This is a genomic window from Spirillospora sp. NPDC047418 (assembly GCF_040643275.1).
Taxonomy (GTDB): Bacteria; Actinomycetota; Actinomycetes; order Streptosporangiales; family Streptosporangiaceae; genus Spirillospora.
Map to the genome: position 1 here is coordinate 1 of NZ_JBEYTW010000115.1, position 17,325 is coordinate 17,325.

The 17,325-nt window shown below is 73.2% G+C and carries 14 protein-coding genes; 8 read left to right on the forward strand and 6 right to left on the reverse strand.

All coding sequences use genetic code 11. The features are described from left to right. Window positions 1-178: 178 nt before the first annotated feature. Complete coding sequence (locus tag ABZ806_RS39695; protein WP_500223749.1) at window positions 179-682, reverse strand: Lrp/AsnC family transcriptional regulator; 504 nt, start codon at window positions 680-682, stop codon at window positions 179-181. A 127-nt stretch (window positions 683-809) separates the two neighbouring features. Between ABZ806_RS39695 and hppD the strand changes: the two genes are divergently transcribed. The 5 genes from hppD to ABZ806_RS39720 all read left to right on the forward strand — a co-directional run bounded on the left by hppD (window position 810) and on the right by ABZ806_RS39720 (window position 7,066). Continuing rightward, window positions 810-1,901, forward strand: coding sequence for a 4-hydroxyphenylpyruvate dioxygenase (gene hppD, locus ABZ806_RS39700; RefSeq protein WP_500223751.1), 1,092 nt, complete (start codon window positions 810-812; stop codon window positions 1,899-1,901). A 118-nt stretch (window positions 1,902-2,019) separates the two neighbouring features. Next, window positions 2,020-2,916, forward strand: a complete 897-nt coding sequence (locus ABZ806_RS39705; RefSeq protein WP_500223752.1) for an RDD family protein — start codon at window positions 2,020-2,022, stop codon at window positions 2,914-2,916. Between the two features lie 77 nt (window positions 2,917-2,993). Next, window positions 2,994-3,848: an RDD family protein gene (locus ABZ806_RS39710; protein ID WP_500223754.1), complete on the forward strand. Its 855-nt coding sequence runs from the start codon at window positions 2,994-2,996 to the stop codon at window positions 3,846-3,848. A 64-nt stretch (window positions 3,849-3,912) separates the two neighbouring features. Continuing rightward, a complete protein-coding gene (locus ABZ806_RS39715; protein ID WP_500223777.1) occupies window positions 3,913-5,511 on the forward strand; it encodes a M1 family metallopeptidase in 1,599 nt (532 codons plus the stop codon). A 130-nt stretch (window positions 5,512-5,641) separates the two neighbouring features. After that, window positions 5,642-7,066: a M1 family metallopeptidase gene (locus tag ABZ806_RS39720; RefSeq protein ID WP_500223755.1), complete on the forward strand. Its 1,425-nt coding sequence runs from the start codon at window positions 5,642-5,644 to the stop codon at window positions 7,064-7,066. A 72-nt stretch (window positions 7,067-7,138) separates the two neighbouring features. On the opposite strand, the gene ilvA is transcribed toward ABZ806_RS39720, so the two are convergent. From ilvA to ABZ806_RS39735, 3 genes are read right to left on the reverse strand one after another with little or no spacing between them, the layout of a single operon-like run. Further along, the gene (gene ilvA / locus ABZ806_RS39725) at window positions 7,139-8,362 is read right to left on the reverse strand and encodes a threonine ammonia-lyase (RefSeq protein WP_500223757.1); all 1,224 of its coding nucleotides are present in this window, start codon (window positions 8,360-8,362) and stop codon (window positions 7,139-7,141) included. Between the two features lie 25 nt (window positions 8,363-8,387). Next, on the reverse strand, window positions 8,388-9,329 hold the full coding sequence (locus tag ABZ806_RS39730; protein ID WP_500223758.1) for an ROK family protein: 942 nt from the start codon (window positions 9,327-9,329) through the stop codon (window positions 8,388-8,390). Continuing rightward, entirely contained in the window at window positions 9,326-10,519 is a 1,194-nt protein-coding gene (locus ABZ806_RS39735) for an FIST signal transduction protein (RefSeq protein ID WP_500223760.1), read from the reverse strand. The genes ABZ806_RS39730 and ABZ806_RS39735 overlap by 4 nt, the downstream gene beginning before the upstream one ends. A 156-nt stretch (window positions 10,520-10,675) precedes the next feature. On the opposite strand from ABZ806_RS39735, the gene ABZ806_RS39740 reads away from it, so the two are divergent. The 3 genes from ABZ806_RS39740 to ABZ806_RS39750 all read left to right on the forward strand — a co-directional run bounded on the left by ABZ806_RS39740 (window position 10,676) and on the right by ABZ806_RS39750 (window position 14,886). Next, complete coding sequence (locus tag ABZ806_RS39740; protein WP_500223761.1) at window positions 10,676-12,112, forward strand: sigma 54-interacting transcriptional regulator; 1,437 nt, start codon at window positions 10,676-10,678, stop codon at window positions 12,110-12,112. 38 nt (window positions 12,113-12,150) lie between these two features. After that, window positions 12,151-14,238, forward strand: coding sequence for a hypothetical protein (locus ABZ806_RS39745; RefSeq protein WP_500223762.1), 2,088 nt, complete (start codon window positions 12,151-12,153; stop codon window positions 14,236-14,238). 75 nt (window positions 14,239-14,313) lie between these two features. Continuing rightward, on the forward strand, window positions 14,314-14,886 hold the full coding sequence (locus ABZ806_RS39750) for a hypothetical protein (RefSeq protein ID WP_500223763.1): 573 nt from the start codon (window positions 14,314-14,316) through the stop codon (window positions 14,884-14,886). A 19-nt stretch (window positions 14,887-14,905) separates the two neighbouring features. On the opposite strand, the gene ABZ806_RS39755 is transcribed toward ABZ806_RS39750, so the two are convergent. Together ABZ806_RS39755 and ABZ806_RS39760 are read right to left on the reverse strand one after the other, a co-directional pair. Beyond that, complete coding sequence (locus ABZ806_RS39755; RefSeq protein ID WP_500223764.1) at window positions 14,906-16,051, reverse strand: alpha/beta hydrolase; 1,146 nt, start codon at window positions 16,049-16,051, stop codon at window positions 14,906-14,908. A gap of 73 nt (window positions 16,052-16,124) precedes the next feature. Next, a complete protein-coding gene (locus tag ABZ806_RS39760) occupies window positions 16,125-17,279 on the reverse strand; it encodes a cystathionine gamma-synthase (RefSeq protein WP_500223766.1) in 1,155 nt (384 codons plus the stop codon). Window positions 17,280-17,325 lie beyond the last annotated feature (46 nt).

Below are 17,325 nucleotides of genomic sequence, written 5' to 3' on the forward strand. Positions count from 1 at the left end.
TCGTTTTGGTGCGGTTTTTTTTTGGGGTGGGGGGTGTGGGGGGGGGGGGGGTGGTGGGGGGGGGGGGGGTGGGGGGGCTAGGTGGGGTGCGGGGGGGGTTGGGGGGGTTTTGGGTGGTCGGCGGGGGCCGCAGCGCGCCCCCCCCCCCCCCCGGGCGTGTCGACCAGCAGGGCACCGCTCATTGTTCTCGGTTCTGTTCTCGGTTCTGTTCGCGGCTTGCGGTGGCGGCCCGCACCAGGGGAAGGGTGCGGTAGCGGATCTGGGTGGCCAGCGAGATCACCGAGGAGGCGCGCTCCACGCCCGCCACGTCCACCAGCACGTCGATGACGCGCTGCAGGTCGGCGTTGCTGCGGGCGACGACGCGGCACAGCATGTCGCCGGGGCCGGTGATGGTGTGCGCCTCGATCACCTCGGGCACCTGGGCGAGCCGCGCGGCGACCGGGTCGTGCCCGCCCGCCTGGCGCAGCTGCAGGGTGACGAACGCGGTCACGCCGTAGCCGAGCGCGGCCGGGTCGATCTCCGGGCCGAAGCCGGCGACGACGCCGTCCCGGGCGAGCCGGTCCAGCCGCGCCTGGACGGTCCCGCGCGCGACGCCGAGCCGGCGGGACGCCTCCAGGACGCCGACGCGCGGTTCGGCGGCGAACATCTCGACCAGCCGGGCGTCCAGATCGTCGATCGCCACGGCACCTCCCGTGATCGTGGTCACGATGTACAGAAATACCGATCGGCACCGGAGTTCACTGTACAGATTGTGCAGTGATTCAAGCGACCCTTGCGCACCTTGTAGGCGTATGCCGAGATTAGGTGGCATGGATGAGTTTCCGGTCAAGGGTATGGACGCCGTCGTCTTCGCCGTCGGCAACGCCAAGCAGGCCGCCCACTACTACTCGACCGCGTTCGGGATGCACCGGGTCGCCTACCGCGGCCCGGAGAACGGCAGCCCCGACGAGGCGGTGCACGTGCTGGAGTCGGGCGGCGCCCGGTTCGTGTTCCGCGGCCCGGTGCGGGCCGGCACGGAGATCGGCCGGCACATCGCCGCGCACGGCGACGGGGTCGTCGACCTGTCGATCGAGGTCCCGGACGTGGAGCACGCGTACCGGCACGCGGTCGCGAAGGGCGCGACGGGCCTGGAGGAGCCGCGCGTCCTGGAGGACGAGCACGGCAAGGTGACCGTCGCGGCGATCGCCACCTACGGCGAGACGCGGCACTCGCTGGTCGACCGCTCGAACTACACGGGCCCGTACCTGCCGGGCTTCGCGCCCGCCGATCCCATCGTGGCGGGGCCGGAGAAGCGGTACTTCCAGGCGATCGACCACTGCGTCGGCAACGTCGAGCGCATGGACGAGTGGGCCGACTACTACCACCGCGTCATGGGCTTCACCGACATGGCGGAGTTCATCGGCGACGACATCGCGACCGAGTACTCGGCGCTGATGTCCAAGGTCGTCGCGGACGGCACCCGCAAGGTGAAGTTCCCGCTGAACGAGCCGGCGGAGAGCCGGCGCAAGTCGCAGATCGACGAGTACCTGGAGTTCTACGGCGGGCCGGGCGTCCAGCACATCGCGCTCGCCACCAACGACATCCTGGCGTCGGTCGACCGGATGCGCGCGGCCGGCGTGGAGTTCCTCGCCACCCCCGACTCCTACTACCAGGACGCCGAGCTGCGGGCCCGCATCGGCGAGGTGCGCGTGCCGATCGGGGAGCTGCAGAAGCGCCACATCCTGGTGGACCGGGACGAGGACGGCTACCTGCTGCAGATCTTCACCAATCCCGTCCAGGACCGTCCGACCGTGTTCTTCGAGCTGATCGAGCGGCACGGCTCGCTGGGCTTCGGCAAGGGCAACTTCAAGGCCCTGTTCGAGGCGATCGAGCGGGAGCAGGAGCGCCGCGGCAACCTGTGACGCCCCCGCCGCCCGGACACCCCCGCGCCTCGGGGGCCCGGTTCCGGACGCGGTCTCGTCCGGAGCCGGGCCGACGCGGTGTATCGGGCCCGGCCGGCAGCGGGCACACTGTGGGGGCATGAGCGAACCCCCCAAGGACCCCCGGCCCGCGGACGGCGACTGGGCGGCCCCCGACACCGGAGCCGAGTCACCGGCCGCCGAGTCCCCGGCCGCCGGGGCGCCCGGCTCGGCCGAGCGCCCGCCCCCGTACCAGGGGACGTACGGCGCCCAGCCCGGCCAGGCCCCGCCTCCCCCGGCGGCCGGATACGGGCAGCCCGCGCCGCCCCCCGCCGGTTACGGACAGCCTGGATACGGACAGCCCGGATACGGGCAGCCGGGTTACGGGCAGCCGCTGCCCCAGGCGCCGCCCCTCCCCGGCTACGGCGCCCCCGGCGGCCCGCGGAACGAGCTCGCCGGGCGCATGGCCCGCCTCGGCGCGGGCATCATCGACAGCATCGTCCTCGGCGTCGCGGCCGTCCCGGCGGCCCTGCTCTCCATCCGCTGGGACAAGATGCGGGAGTCCATCGACTCCGGTGAGCCGATCACCGACCCGCTGGACCTGTACAACATCCCGCGGCTGCTGACCGGATACCTGATCGTCTTCGTGCTGGGCTTCGCGTACTTCACCGTCCTGCACGCGAAGTTCGGCCAGACGCTCGGCAAGAAGGCGTTCGGCATCAGGGTGGTGAAGGCGTCCGACCTGTCCGCGGTGACGTGGGGGCAGGTGTTCGCCCGGCAGGGCTTCGTCTACGCGATCACGCTCGTGACGGTCGCGATCAACTTCTTCGCCGCGGGCGGCGCCGTCATCGGACTGCTCGGGCTGCTCGACAACGCCTGGATCCTGTGGGACGAGCGGCGCCAGTCCGTGCACGACAAGGTCGCGGGGACGGTCGTGATGAAGGCGACGCCGTGGACCCCGAACCCGTACGCCCGGCCGCCCGCGCCCGGCCAGGCGAACGGCCCCGGCAATATTTGATCACCAACCTGTGAGCATTTCGGACGATCCCGGACGCGGGGATGTTTGGACGGCGGTGGCGCGGCCACGCTGACGGCATGACGCAACCGCCGAGAGACCCCGCGTCCGGGGAAGGGCCGGAGGAGAACCGGCCGCAGGGACACGAGGAGCCCGGACGGCCGGGGCCGCACCAGGGGGAGCCGTACGGCGGCCTGCCCCGCTACGGCGATCAGCAGTCCCACGGGCAGCAGCCCCCGGAGGGGCAGCAGCAGCCCTACGGTCAGCATCCTCACGGCGGCCAGCAGCAGCCGTACGGGGGGCAGCAGCAGCCGTACGGCGGCCAGGAGCCCTACGGTCAGCAGCCCTATGGAGGCCAGCAGCCGTACGGGGAGCAGTCCTATGGCCAGTCGCCCTATGGCGGCGGGCCCGGCTACGGGAACGTGCCGGGGTACGGCGCGGGCGGCTACGGCGGTCCCGCGACGGAGCTGGCGAGCCGATGGGCGCGGCTGGGCGCCGGCATCCTCGACCTCATCATCGTCGGGATCGTCGCGGGCCTGATCTCGATCCCGTTCATCAACTGGGACCGCGTGGTCAACCCGGAGCCGGGCACGAACTTCTACAACGGCGCCCAGGTCGGGACGAACGCCGTCAGCGTCATCGTCGCGTTCCTCTACTTCTGGCTGATGCACGCCAAGTGGGGGCAGACACTCGGCAAGATGCTGCTGCGGATCCGCGTCGTCCGGGACGACGACGGGCAGGCGATCACCACCGGTCAGGCGCTCGGACGTTCGGCGTTCTACAGCGTGCTCGGCGGCATCTGCGGCTGCATCGGCCTCATCGACATCCTGTGGATCCTGTTCGACCCCCGCAAGCAGGCACTGCACTGCAAGGTGGCGCACACGGTCGTCGTCAACGCGGGTCCGAACACGCCGAACCCGTACGACTTCCGCTGACACGGACGCCGACGCACCGGAGTTGCTCGGCGGGGTCCGGTACGGGCAGGCTGGGCGGGTGCATATGGCCGGATACTCCCCCAGTCCCCGCCCGCAGGGGTCGCGGGCCGTCCGCGGTGCCGCGGGTCTGGCCGCCCTCGCCGTCGCGGGGTCGCTGACCGCCGCCTGCCAGGTCCCCTTCGGGGACGACGACCCGGGCGGGTCCGGCGGGTCCTCCAAGGGCGCCGTGGCCGGGCCGGCCGGCCCGACGACCGCGGGCGACGACTACGTGCCGGGCGACGGCAACGGCGGCTACGACGTCCAGCACTACGGGCTGAAGCTCACCATCACCCCGGACGGGGCGACGCAGCTCGACGGCACCGCGACGATCACCGCGACCGCGACCGAGCGCCTCGCCCGCTTCAACCTCGACCTGACCGGCCTGGACGTCGCCTCGATCAAGGTGGACGGGGCGGCCGCGCGGCAGCAGCGAGCCGGCGAGGAGCTGGAGGTCACCCCGGCCAAGCCCCTGAAGAAGGGGACGAAGTTCACCACGGTGGTCCAGTACTCGGGCAACCCGGAACCGGTGTCGGACCCGGTGCTCGGCACCTACGGCTGGATCCGCACCTCCGACGGCGTGTTCATCGCCTGCCAGCCGAGCGGCGCGCACACCTGGTTCCCGAGCAACGACCATCCGAGCGACAAGGCCACGTTCGACTTCGAGATCACCGTGCCGCAGGGCCTGACGGTCATCGCGAACGGGGAGCCGGAGACTCCGCCGGAGGGGACGGGCGGGGCGCCGGCGCAGCCGGGCACACCGCCGACCGGCGGCCCCGGCACGGGCGGCGGCCCCGGCGTCGAGCCCGTCGCGCACCACACCCGCACACTGCTGCCCGGCGCGGCGCTGCCCGGTAAGCGCGCCACGACGACGTCGAAGTGGCGCGTCAAGAACCCGATGGCGACCTACCTGGCGACCGTCGACGTCGGCCGGTTCGGGGTGCGGACGGGCAAGACCCCGAGCGGCGTCCCCGTCATCACCGCGGTCGACCCGACGCTGCCCGGCGTGAGCCTCGACCAGTTCCACAAGCTGAACACCGACATCACCGAGGAGTGGTCGAGGCTGTTCGGCCCCTACCCGTTCTCCTCCACCGGCGGGCTGATCGACAACGCCGACGTCGGCTTCGCGCTGGAGACGCAGACCCGCCCGGTGTACGGGGCGTTTGGGCTGCAGCCGACCATCGTCGCGCACGAACTGGCGCACCAGTGGTTCGGCGACAGCGTCAGCCTCACCCGCTGGCAGGACATCTGGCTGAACGAGGGCTTCGCGACCTACGCCGAGTGGCTGTGGGACGAGAAGACCGGCGGGCGGAGCGTCCAGCAGCACTTCGACGAGGCGTACGCGGTGGGCGGCCGCGAGCTGTGGGACGTCCCGCCCGGCAACCCGGGGCGCAAGCAGATGTTCGGCCGCTCGGTGTACGACCGGGGCGGCATGACGCTGGTGGCGCTGCGCGGCCGGGTCGGCGAGGACGCCTTCTACAAGATCCTCCGGGCGTGGACGAAGGAGCGGGCGCACTCCAGCGGGACGACGGAGCAGTTCGTCGCGCTGGCGAGCAAGGTCTCGGGCAAGAAGCTCGACGCGTTCTTCGACGACTGGCTGTACCAGAAGGGCCGGCCGGCGAAGTAGCGCCGGTTCCGGCCACAAAATCACCTCCTCGGAGCGAATTCGAGACCAAATCGCGCTTGCACGGGCCCGGATCGCGAGAAAGTCTTGATCACGGTTGTGACGGCTTACCGATGATCCGAGGACGAGGTCGATGAGCAGAACCCCCAGAGCCCTGGCCGCCCTGTCACTGGGCGTCGCCGCGAGCCTCGCGGTGACCGCCGCGCCCGCAGGCGCCGCCACCGCGCGGTTCACCCCCGGCGCGCCCGGCGCCGGCGACCCCTACTTCCCCGACATGGGCAACGGCGGCTACGACGTCGCCCACTACGACATCGGCCTGAAGTACGACCCGGCCACCAAGGGGATCCAGGCCGTCACCAAGATCAAGGCGACGGCGACGCAGAACCTGTCGCGGTTCCACCTCGACTTCCTCGGCCCGCTGAAGATCTCGTCGCTGAAGGTGGACGGGCGCAAGGCGTCCTTCGAGCGGACGGGCGCGCAGGAACTGGTCATCACGCCGCGCAAGGGCCTGCGCGAGCACCGGAACTTCACCGTGACGGTCGCGTACTCGGGCGTCCCGACGACGATCAACGACGCGACGCTGGGCACGTCCGGCTGGGTGCCGACGCCCGACGGCGCGGTGATGCTGAACCAGCCGTTCGGCGCCGCGACGGTCTACCCGGTGAACGACCACCCAACCGACAAGGCGACCTACACGTTCACGCTGTCGGCGCCGGAGGGCCTGACCACACTCGCGAACGGCGACCCGCGCGGCAGCCGGACCCGGCACGGCTGGACGACCACCCGCTGGGACATGCGCAGCCCGATGGCCAGCGAGCTCGCCATGCTCGCGATCGGCGAGTACGACGTCCTGAAGGGCCGGACGGGCGCGGGCGTCCCGAACCTGACCGCGACCGACAAGGCGATGGCGATCAAGCCCGCGGACGCGAAGAAGTTCCTCGACCAGACCGCCGCGGTCACCGACTTCGAGGCGTCCCTGTTCGGCCGCTACCCGTTCACCTCGACGGGCGGGATCGTGGTCAAGGCCGGCGTCGGGTACGCGCTGGAGACGCAGGGTCGTCCCGTGTACGACCTGGGCCGCCGGCCGGGCAGCATCCCGAGCGGGGGCCTGCTCGCGCACGAGCTCGGCCACCAGTGGTTCGGGGACGCGGTGTCCCCCGCGAAGTGGGCCGACATCTGGCTGAACGAGGGCTTCGCGACGTACTCCGAGTGGCTGTGGGCGGAGCACGCCGACGGCACGCCCGTCCAGCAGAGCTTCGACTCCGTGTACGCGACCCCGGCGACCGACGGCCTGTGGAAGGGCAAGGTCGCCGACCCGGGCCGCGACCACATCTTCGACGGGCTCGTCTACGACCGCGGGGCGATGGCGATCCACGTCCTGCGGAAGACGATCGGCGACCGCGACTTCTACCGGCTGCTGAAGGCGTGGCCCGCCGCCCACCGGAACGGGAACGCCTCCACGGCGGAGTTCGTCCGCTTCGCCGAGCGCCTCTCGCACGAGAACCTGAACACCTGGGCGAAGTCCTGGCTCTACTCAGCGGGCAAGCCCTCCCTGTAACCGTTGACCTGCGGCGTGTTGTTGTTATGGGAGCGCTCATAACAACAACACGCCGCAGATCAACGGCGGGGGTCAGCTCAGGGTGAGGGTGTAGCCGCGGTCGCGCAGGCGGCCGATCACGTCTTCGGAGTGGTCGGCCCCTCGCGTCTCCAGGTGCATGAGGACCTCGGCCTCCTCGACGGGGAGGCGGGCCGCGACGCGCTCGTGCATCACGTCCAGGACGTTGACGCCCAGCTCGGCGAGTTCGCCCAGCAGGGTCACGAGGGCGCCGGGACGGTCCTTCAGCCGGCAGCGGACGACGAGGTACCGCCCGGCGCCCGCGAGGCCGTGCCGCAGCACCTTCGACAGCAGCAGCGGGTCGATGTTGCCGCCCGACAGCACCACCACGACGGGCGGTTCGAGCGCGTACGCGTGCTCCAGCAGCGCCGCGACCCCGGCGGCTCCCGCGGGCTCGACGACCTGCTTGGCGCGTTCGAGGCAGAGCAGCAGCGCCTGCGAGATGGACTCCTCGGTCACGGTCACGACGGCGTCCACGAGGTCGGTGAACAGGTCGTAGGTGAGGTCGCCGGGGCGGCCGACGGCGATCCCGTCCGCCATGGTCGGCTCCAGCCCGACCGCGACGGGCCGGCCGGCCGCGAGCGAGGGCGGGAACGCCGCCGCGCGCTTGGCCTGCGCCCCGACGATCTTGATCTGCCGGCCGCCGGCCTCCTTCATCGCCCCCTTGGCGGCCACCGCGATGCCCGACAGCAGGCCGCCGCCGCCCACCGGTGCCGTGATCGTCGCGACGTCCGGGCACTGCTCGACGATCTCCAGCCCGATCGTGCCCTGCCCCGCGACGACGTCGGGGTGGTCGAACGGGTGGATGAACACCGCGCCGCACTCGTCGGCGTACTTCTGCGCGGCGACGAGGCAGTCGTCCACGGTCGGGCCGGGGAACACGACCTCGGCGCCGTAGCCGCGGGTCGCGGCGATCTTGGGGAGCGGCGCGCCGGCCGGCATGAACACGGTGGCCGCGCAGCCGAGCATGGCGGCGGCGAGGGCGACGCCCTGCGCGTGGTTGCCGGCGCTGGCGGCGACGACGCCGCCGGCCCGCTCGGCCTCGCTCAGCCCGGCGATCCGCACGTACGCGCCGCGGATCTTGAACGAGCCGGTGCGCTGCAGGTTCTCGCACTTGAGCAGGACGGGCCCGCCGAGCTGCTCGGACAGGACCCGGGACGGGATCAGGGGGGTGGGCACGGCGACCGCGCTGAGCAGGTCGTGCGCAGCTCGGACGTCGTCAACGCTGACGGTGGTCATGCCCCCGATCCTCGCACCGCGCCGCTCAGCCCGCACTCCAGTAGCGATCTTGCGCGTAGACCAGGGCGGCGGCGCCGACGAGCCCGGCGGTCTGCCCGAGGGCGGCCGGGACGATCCGGGCGCGGCGCGCGAAGTCCATCCGCGCGTGCGTCCGGAACGCCTCGTCGAGCGGGTCGAAGAGCAGCCGGCCGGCCTGGGAGAGGCCGCCGCCGATCGCGGCGACCTCCAGGTCGCACAGGTGGGTCGCGGACGCGATCGCGATGCCGATCGCGCGCCCGGCGCGCCGCAGCGCCGCTCCGGCGACCGGGTCGCCGCGGCGCGCGTCGGCGGCCAGTTCCACGCCGGTGAGGTCGGCGCCGCCGGGCCGCCAGCCCTGCTGCCGGGCCCAGCCGACCAGGCCGGGGCCGCGCGCGATCGCCTCCAGGCAGCCGCGCCCCCCGCAGGCGCACGGCGGGCCGTCCGGTTCGACGACGACGTGGCCGATGTGCCCGGCGTTGCCGCTGGTGCCGTTGACGAGGCGGCCGTCGAGGATCAGCCCGCCGCCGACGCCCGTCGACACGACCATGCCGAGGACGTTGCCGTGCCCGCGTCCGGCGCCGAGCCAGTGCTCGCCCACCGCGACGCAGACCGCGTCGTTGTGGATGCGGACGGGCAGGCCCGGGTGGCGGTCGCGGAGCCGCGCGCGCAGCGGGAAGCCGCGCCACGCCGGGATGTTCAGCGGGGACACCTCCGCGGCGGGCCAGGTCATCGGCCCTCCGCAGCCCACGCCGACGCCCGCGAGCGGCGGGTCGCCGGCGCCGGCGAGCAGCTTGGCGAGCAGCGCGTCCAGCGCCGACCACAGCTCCTCGCCGTCCACGCCCGGCTCGTTCGGGGTGGGGGCGCGGTCGTAGGCGGCGACGCGTCCGTCCGGTTCGACGAGGGCGGCGGCGAGCTTCGTCCCGCCGATATCGATGGCGAGGACGCTCACGAGTCCTCCGGGCGGCCGAACGCGAGGATGGACGCGGTGAAGCCGTGCACGTGGTTGCGTCCCGAGACGGGGCCGATCTCGCCGGCGGCGAAGAACCCGCCCACCCCGGCCGGGCCGAACGCGCGGTCGAGCACCTTCGCGTCGTGGTCGGAGTCGGGGAACATCGCCTGGCCGCGCCCGTTGCAGGAGAACAGCAGCGCCCCCTCGACCGGCGCCATGTCGAACCGTTCGAGCAGCGCGGCGAGGTCGTCCTCGGCGGCGCCCGCGTCGCGGACCTGGAACCGGACGGTGCGGCCCACGTCGACGACGTCGCCGATCGCGATGGCGCCGCTGTCGGTGTCGGCGCCCACCACCCCGCGGACGAGGAAGTCGCCGTGCTCGTGCTCGTCGGCGTACTCGTTCATCGCGACGCCGATGAGCAGCCCGCGCCCGGCGAGCTCCTGCTCGTCCTCCGGCAGGCCGAGGACGATCTGCTCCAGCTTCTCCAGCGCGGGGACGCCAGCCAGCTCGTAGAGGACGTTCTCCTCCGCCTTCGTCACCACCATGTCCGGCCCGATCGGGCGGGCGCCCTGGCTGACCACCGTGACGGCGGCGACGGGCCCGCCGATCACCACGCCGACCGCGCCGTCGCCGTAGACCTCGCCGCCGACGAACAGCCGCGCCTGGCCGCGCGGGGGCTCGCCGGGCAGCCCCTCCTCGCCGGGGCCGCTGCTCTCGGCGAGGCCGCCGACCAGCGGAAGGCCGGGGAGGGCCTCGTCGGAGCGCTCCACGAAGGCGTCCACCGGGAAGCTGTACGGGTCGGCGAGCAGCACGCCGACCACGTCGTCGTCCTGCCCCTCCGGCATGCCGACCACGACGAGGCGGTCGTCGGCCTTGAGGGTCTCCAGCCGGAAGGCGTCGAGCCGCGCGCCCGGCAGCACCGCCGCCCACGCGCTGACCGCGCCGCGCTCCTCCACCCCGCGCCCGGCGCCGATCACGCCGGACGCGCTGCAGCCGAGCAGCATCGCGGGGCCCGCGGCCCGCTCCGCGGCCACGGCCGCCGCCTCGATCTCGTCCGGGTCGTCGCCCGTGACGAACACGCACACCAGGTCGGGCGCCGCGCTGAGCGGGGCGAGCGCCTGCTCGACCGCCGACTCGGCGGCGCTGGACAGGTCGGGCCCGAGGGCCAGGCCATCACCGAATCGCGCCATCGGCGCCGCCTCCCTCACTGCGTTCACCGGCTCCGTTCACACCTCCAGTGTCCCCCGCCCGCGGCGCTCCACCCAAACATCATCGAGACCGGCCAACCGGACGAATCCCAGGGCGGAGGGTGCGATTCCGCGGGGCGGCGACGTAGTGTCGGTCGCGTGCGTCCATCCACACCCCGCGAAACGACACGCTCCGGAACAACACTGGGCGAGTTGCGCAGCAGCGGCCACGTCCAGCTCTCCGTGAAGGCCGAGATCCGCCGCAACCTGCTCGAACGGCTGCGCTCCGGGGAGCCGCGCTTCCCGGGCATCCTCGGGTTCGACGACACCGTCCTCCCCCATCTGGAGCGCGCCCTGCTCGCCGGGCACGACCTGGTGCTGCTGGGCGAGCGCGGCCAGGGGAAGACGCGGCTCATCCGCACCCTGGTCGGGCTGCTGGACGAGTGGACCCCGGTGGTGGCCGGCTGCGAGATCAACGACCACCCGTACGCGCCGGTGTGCGTGCGCTGCCGGCGGCTCGCCGCCGAGCTGGGCGACGACCTGCCGGTCGCCTGGCTGCACCGCGACGGCCGCTTCGGCGAGAAGCTCGCCACCCCCGACACCAGCGTCGGCGACCTCATCGGCGACGTCGACCCCATCAAGGTGGCCGAGGGCCGCACGCTCGGCGACCCGGAGACCGTGCACTTCGGGCTCGTCCCGCGCACCAACCGCGGCGTCTTCTCCATCAACGAGCTGCCCGACCTCGCCGAGCGCATCCAGGTCTCGCTGCTGAACGTGCTGGAGGAGCGGGACGTGCAGATCCGCGGCTACGCGCTGCGGCTGCCGCTGGACGTGCTGCTCGTCGCGTCCGCCAACCCCGAGGACTACACCAACCGGGGCCGCATCATCACCCCGCTGAAGGACCGCTTCGGCGCGGAGATCCGCACCCACTACCCCCTCGAACTGGACGCCGAGCTGGCGCTGATCCGGCAGGAGTCCGACTTCGCCGACCTCGCCGGGCTGCCCGCCGAGGTGCCCGACCACCTGATCGAGGTGATCGGGCGGTTCACCCGGCTCGTCCGGGAGTCCACCGCGGTGGACGCGCGGTCGGGCGTGTCGGCGCGGTTCGCGCTCGCCGGCGCGGAGACCGTCGCGGCGGGCGCGGTGCGCCGCGCCGCGCTCACCGGCGAGGAGCAGGCCGTCGCGCGGGTCTGCGACCTGTCCGCGGTCGTCCCGTCGCTGATGGGCAAGGTGGAGTTCGAGGTCAGCGAGGAGGGCCGCGAGCAGGAGGTGCTGGAGCACCTGCTGCGCCGCGCGATCGCCGAGACCTACCGGCGGACGCTGGGCGCCGCCGACCTGACCGGGCTGCTCGACAAGTTCGACTCCGGCGAGCGCGTCGAGTCCGGCGAGCTGGTCGCGGCGAACGAGCTGCTGCGCCGCATCGGCCAGGTCCCCGGCCTCGCCAAGATCATGGAACGGCTCGGGCTGAGCGGGGAGTCCCCCGGGCAGGCCGCGGCCGCGCTGGAGTTCGCCCTGGAGGGGCTGTTCCTCACCCGCCGGCTGTCCAAGGACACCGCCGAGGGCCGCTCCGACGGGACGGCCACCTACCGGACCTGACCGTCCGGACCTGAGGTCTCCACGCGTAAGGAGCTTCGATGAGCCGATATCGCTACGGGGCCTACGAGGACGGGCCCGACCCGCTGGCCCCGCCGTACGACGTCCGCGGCGCCCTCGACGCGATGGGCGACGCGGTGCTGGACGGCACCCGCCCGGGGGACGCGCTGCGCGAGCTGCTGCGGCGCGGCCTGCCCGGCGCGCGGGACCGCCGCGGGCTGGACGACATGCTCCGCCAGGTCCGCGAGCGGCGCCGCGCGCTGCGCGACCGGGGCCGCCTGGACGGCACGCTGGAGCAGGCGCGCGCGCTGCTGGACACCGCGATCGGGCAGGAGCGGGCCGAGCTGTTCCCCGACCCGGGCGACGAGGCGCGGCTGCGGGAGGCGGAGCTGGACACGCTGCCGTCCGACACCGCGCAGGCGATCCGCCGGCTGTCGGACTACGACTGGCGGTCCGGCGCGGCCCGCGCCACCTTCGAGCAGCTGAAGGACCTGCTGCGCCGCGAGGTCCTGGACGCGCAGTTCCAGGGCATGAAGCAGGCGCTGGAGAACCAGGACCCGGCCGCCATGGAGCGGGTCAAGGACATGATGGCCGCGCTCAACCAGATGCTGGAGCGCGACGCGCGCGGCGAGCACACCCAGGACGACTTCGACCGGTTCATGCAGCAGTACGGGGACATGTTCCCCGACGACCCGCAGAACCTCGAGGAACTCGTCGACTCCCTCGCCCGCCGCGCCGCCGCGATGGACCGGCTGCTCGCCTCGCTCAGCCCCGAGCAGCGGGCCGAGCTGGCCGGGCTGATGGACCAGGCCATGCAGGACGCGGGCCTCGCCATGGAGATGACGCGGCTCGGCGACGCGCTGCGGGCCCGCCGCCCCGACCTCGGCTGGGGGCAGCCGGAGCAGATGACCGGCGACGACCCGCTCGGCATGGGCGACGCCACCACCGCGCTCGCGGAGCTGGCCGACCTCGGCGACCTGGAGGCCGCCCTCGGGCAGGACTACCCCGGCGCGCGGCTCGACGACATCGACGAGGACGCCGTCCGGCGGGCGCTCGGCCGGCAGGCCGTCGACGACCTGGACGCGCTGCGCCGCATCGAGAAGGAGCTGGAGCGGCAGGGCTACCTGCGCCGCAACCGCGGCGCGCTGGAGCTGACCCCGAAGGCGGTGCGGCGGCTCGGCGAGACCGCGCTGCGCCGGGTGTTCGCCCAGCTCGCCTCCGGCCGGCAGGGCGACCACGACCAGCGCGACGCGGGCCAGGCGGGCGAGCTGACCGGGGCCAGCCGGGAGTGGCGGTTCGGCGACGAGCAGCCCCTCGACGTCGTCCGGACGGTGAGCAACGCGATCCGCCGCAGCGCCATGGACGGCGGCACCGGCCTCGTGGCACGCCCGTCGCCCGCGAAGGTGGCCGAGCCGGGCACCGCCGACGTCGTGGAGATCGGCGGCGGCGTCCCGCGGCAGGCGGGCGCGGTGGAGCCCGGCGGTACGGGGCCCGCCGCCGGCGGTGTGCGGCTCGGCGTGGACGACTTCGAGGTGCACGAGACCGAGCGGCGCACCGGCGCGGCCGTCTGCCTGCTGGTCGACCTGTCGTACTCGATGGTGCTGCGCGGGACGTGGGCCGTCGCCAAGCAGACCACGCTCGCCCTGCACACGCTCGTGACCAGCAAGTTCCCGCAGGACGCGATCAAGATCATCGGGTTCTCCAACTATGCGCGGGAGCTGCACCCCGAGGAGATGGCCGGGCTCGACTGGGACATGGTGCAGGGCACCAACCTGCACCACGCGCTGATGATCGCGGGACGGCACCTGGACCGGCACCCCGACTTCGAGCCGATCGTCCTCGTCGTCACCGACGGGGAGCCGACCGCGCACCTGCGCCCGGACGGCCGCTCGCTGTTCGACTACCCGCCGTCCACCGAGACCCTCGTCCTCACCCTCGCCGAGGTCGACAAGATGACCCGGCGCGGCGCCACCATGAACTTCTTCATGCTCGCCGACGACCGGCGGCTCGTGTCGTTCGTGGAGGAGGTCGCGCGGCGCAACGGCGGCCGGGTCTTCGCGCCCGACGCCGACCGCCTCGGCGAGTACGTCGTCAGCGACTACCTGCGCGTGCGCCGCGGCCGCCGCTGACCCCGGAGGCGTCCGCCGCGGGGGCCGCCCCGCGCACGCCCCGGCGAACGCGGCGGAGGGGCTAGGGTCGGCGGCATGTCGACATCCGATCGCATCCTGCTGATCCTGCACATCGGCTTCGCGATCTTCACACTGGGCCCGCTGACCGCCGCGACCATGTCCACCCCGCGCTACATCCGCAAGCGCAATGTGGCCGTGGTCCGCTTCCTCAACTGGACCACCCGCGTCTACGGCCTCGCCGCGCTGGGCATCTTCCTGTTCGGGCTGGGCCTGGCCGAGGGGGACTTCGCGCAGGTGTGGCTGACGGTGTCCATGACGCTGTTCATCGTCGCGCTGGCGCTGCTGCTGATCGTCGAGCGCGACCAGCGGAAGGCGGCGCACCTGCTGGAGCTCGCGGCGGCCGAGGGGCCGGGCACGGCGGTGCCCGTCCGCCCGGACGCGGACGCCGCGGACGCCGCGGACGCGGACACGGGCGCCACGGCGGAGGCCGCGGACGGCGCCGAGAAGACCGCGCAGGCCACCGCGGCCCCGGCCGCCGCCGCGGGCGGCGAGATCGCGCAGGTGGAGCGCGGCCGGGTGGCCGCCCTCTCCGGCGTCATCGCGCTGCTCTGGCTGGTGATCCTGGTGCTGATGGTGTGGAACGGCTGAGCTGGGCCGCTGGGGCGCCCTACTCGGCGGTCTTCAGGTGGCTCTTGAGCCAGCTCAGGATCGTCGGGTAGGTGTGCTCGTCGCTCAGCATCTGCGTCGCGTGCATGTCGCCCTCGACGGTCTTCACCGTGGTCTGGACGCCGGACGCGCGCAGCGCCGCCGCCAGCCCGGTGCTCTGCGCGACCGGGACGAAGTCGCCGGTGGCGTGCATGAGCAGCATCGGCGCGTCGCCCGGCGAGACGTGCGTGACGGTGCTGGCGTCGTCCACGCGCGGCCAGCACTCGGTACCGGTGCCCGCCTCCGGTTCGGTGCCGGTACCGGCCTCCGTGCCCGTCCGCGTGCCGGTCTCGGTGCCGGGCACGCAGCCCATGAGGTCGACCACGGCCTGGCGCAGCTTGCGCTGGGTGTTGCTGGCGCCGGGCTTCGCGCCGTCCTGGAAGGCGAGGTAGGGGTTGTTGGGCGGCGACAGCGCGACCACGGCGCGGACCTGCCGGGTGCCCGTGCCGAGCGTGCCGAGCTGGGTGGCGAGCTGGCCGCCGGCCGACGAGCCGACCACGGCGACCTGGGCCGGGTCGGCGTTCCACAGCTGCGCGTGCCGCTTGATGAAGGCGAGCGCGGACATCGAGTCGTCCCGCTGCGCCGGCCAGTGCGCCTTGGGCGCGAGCCGGTAGTTCGCCGACACGACGACGAACCCCTCCTCGGTGAGCCGCCGCGCGAAGTACTTCCAGCCGCCGCCCTTGTCGCCCTGCAGCCAGTAGCCGCCGTGCAGGATCAGCACGACCGGCCGCGGCGTGGCCCGGGGCCCGGCGTCGCGCCAGTACGCGTCGATCTTCTGCGCGGCGGCCTTGCCGTAGGCGTAGGTGCGGAACTTCGGCAGCTCGGGGGTGATCATGACGGCCTGCGCGGTGACGGTGCCGTCGGGCTCCCCGTCCGGGGCGCCCGCGCCGTCCTCGGGCAGGGTTGTGGAGGACGCCGACGGCGACTCCGTTCCCGGCGCACCTGTCTCCGGACCGCCGGGCGGCCCCGGCTCCCCCGTCGCGGACTGCGACGGGGCGGCCGACGACGGCGTCGGGGCCGGAGCGTTGGCGTGAGCGCCCATGGGGACCGCCACGGCGGAGACACATGTCGCGGCGAACGCCGCCCCGCACACCAGAACCTTGCGCACCCTGAGGCCCTCCTTCACGAACCTGGCGCGCCGAGTATAGATGTTTTGATCAAGTAGGGGCGGGAATGGTCAGCTAGTTCTCAGCCAGCGCCTGCTCCAGATCGCGCCGCAGGTCGTGCGCGTCCTCGATCCCGACCGACAGTCGCACCAGGTCGGAGGGCACTTCCAGCGGCGATCCGGCGGCCGAGGCGTGCGTCATCCGGCCCGGGTGCTCGATCAGCGACTCGACACCGCCGAGCGACTCGCCGAGCGTGAACAGCTTCGTCCGCTCGCAGACGCGGACGGCGGCCTCCTCCGACTCCATCCGGAACGAGACCATGCCGCCGAACGCCTTCATCTGCTTGGCGGCGACGTCGTGGCCCGGGTGCCCGGGCAGGCCCGGGTAGAGGACCTGCCGGACGGCCGGGTGCCGCTGCAGCATCTCCACGATCCGCTCCGCGTTCGCGCAGTGCCGGTCCATCCGCACGCCGAGCGTCTTGATGCCGCGCAGCGTGAGCCAGGCGTCGAACGGCCCGGCGACGGCGCCCATCGCGTTCTGGTGGAACGCCAGCCGCTCGCCGAGGTCCGGGTCGGCGACGATGAGCGCACCGCCGACGACGTCGGAGTGCCCGCCGATGTACTTGGTGGTCGAGTGGACGACCGCGTCCGCGCCGAGCTCCAGCGGGCGCTGCAGGTACGGGGAGGCGAAGGTGTTGTCGACGGCGAGCAGCGCGCCCGTGTCGTGCGCGACCGCCGCGAGCGCGGCGATGTCGGCGATGCCGAGCAGCGGGTTGGTCGGCGTCTCCACCCAGATGATCTTCGTCTCGGGCCGGACGGCGGCCCGCACCGCGGCGATGTCGCCGAGCGGCACCGGGTCGAAGGTGACGCCCCACGGCTCGGCGACCTTCGCGAACAGCCGGTAGGTGCCGCCGTAGGCGTCGTCCGGGATGATGACGTGGTCGCCGGGCCGGCAGACGGCGCGCAGCAGCGCGTCCTCGGCGGCGAGCCCCGACGCGAACGCCAGCCCGCGCGCCCCGCTCTCGATCTCGGCCAGGCATACTTCCAGCGCGGTACGGGTCGGGTTGGCCGACCGGGAGTACTCGTAGCCGCCGCGCAGGCCGCCGATGCCGTCCTGCTTGTAGGTGGAGACCTGGTAGATCGGGGTGACGACCGCGCCGGTGGCGGGGTCGGGCTCCTGTCCGGCGTGGATGGCCAGGGTCTCGAACCCGTGCTGAACCTCGTTGTCCATGGGTACGAGGCTATCCACCGCCCGCCCCTCCTAGAGGAGGAGGCAC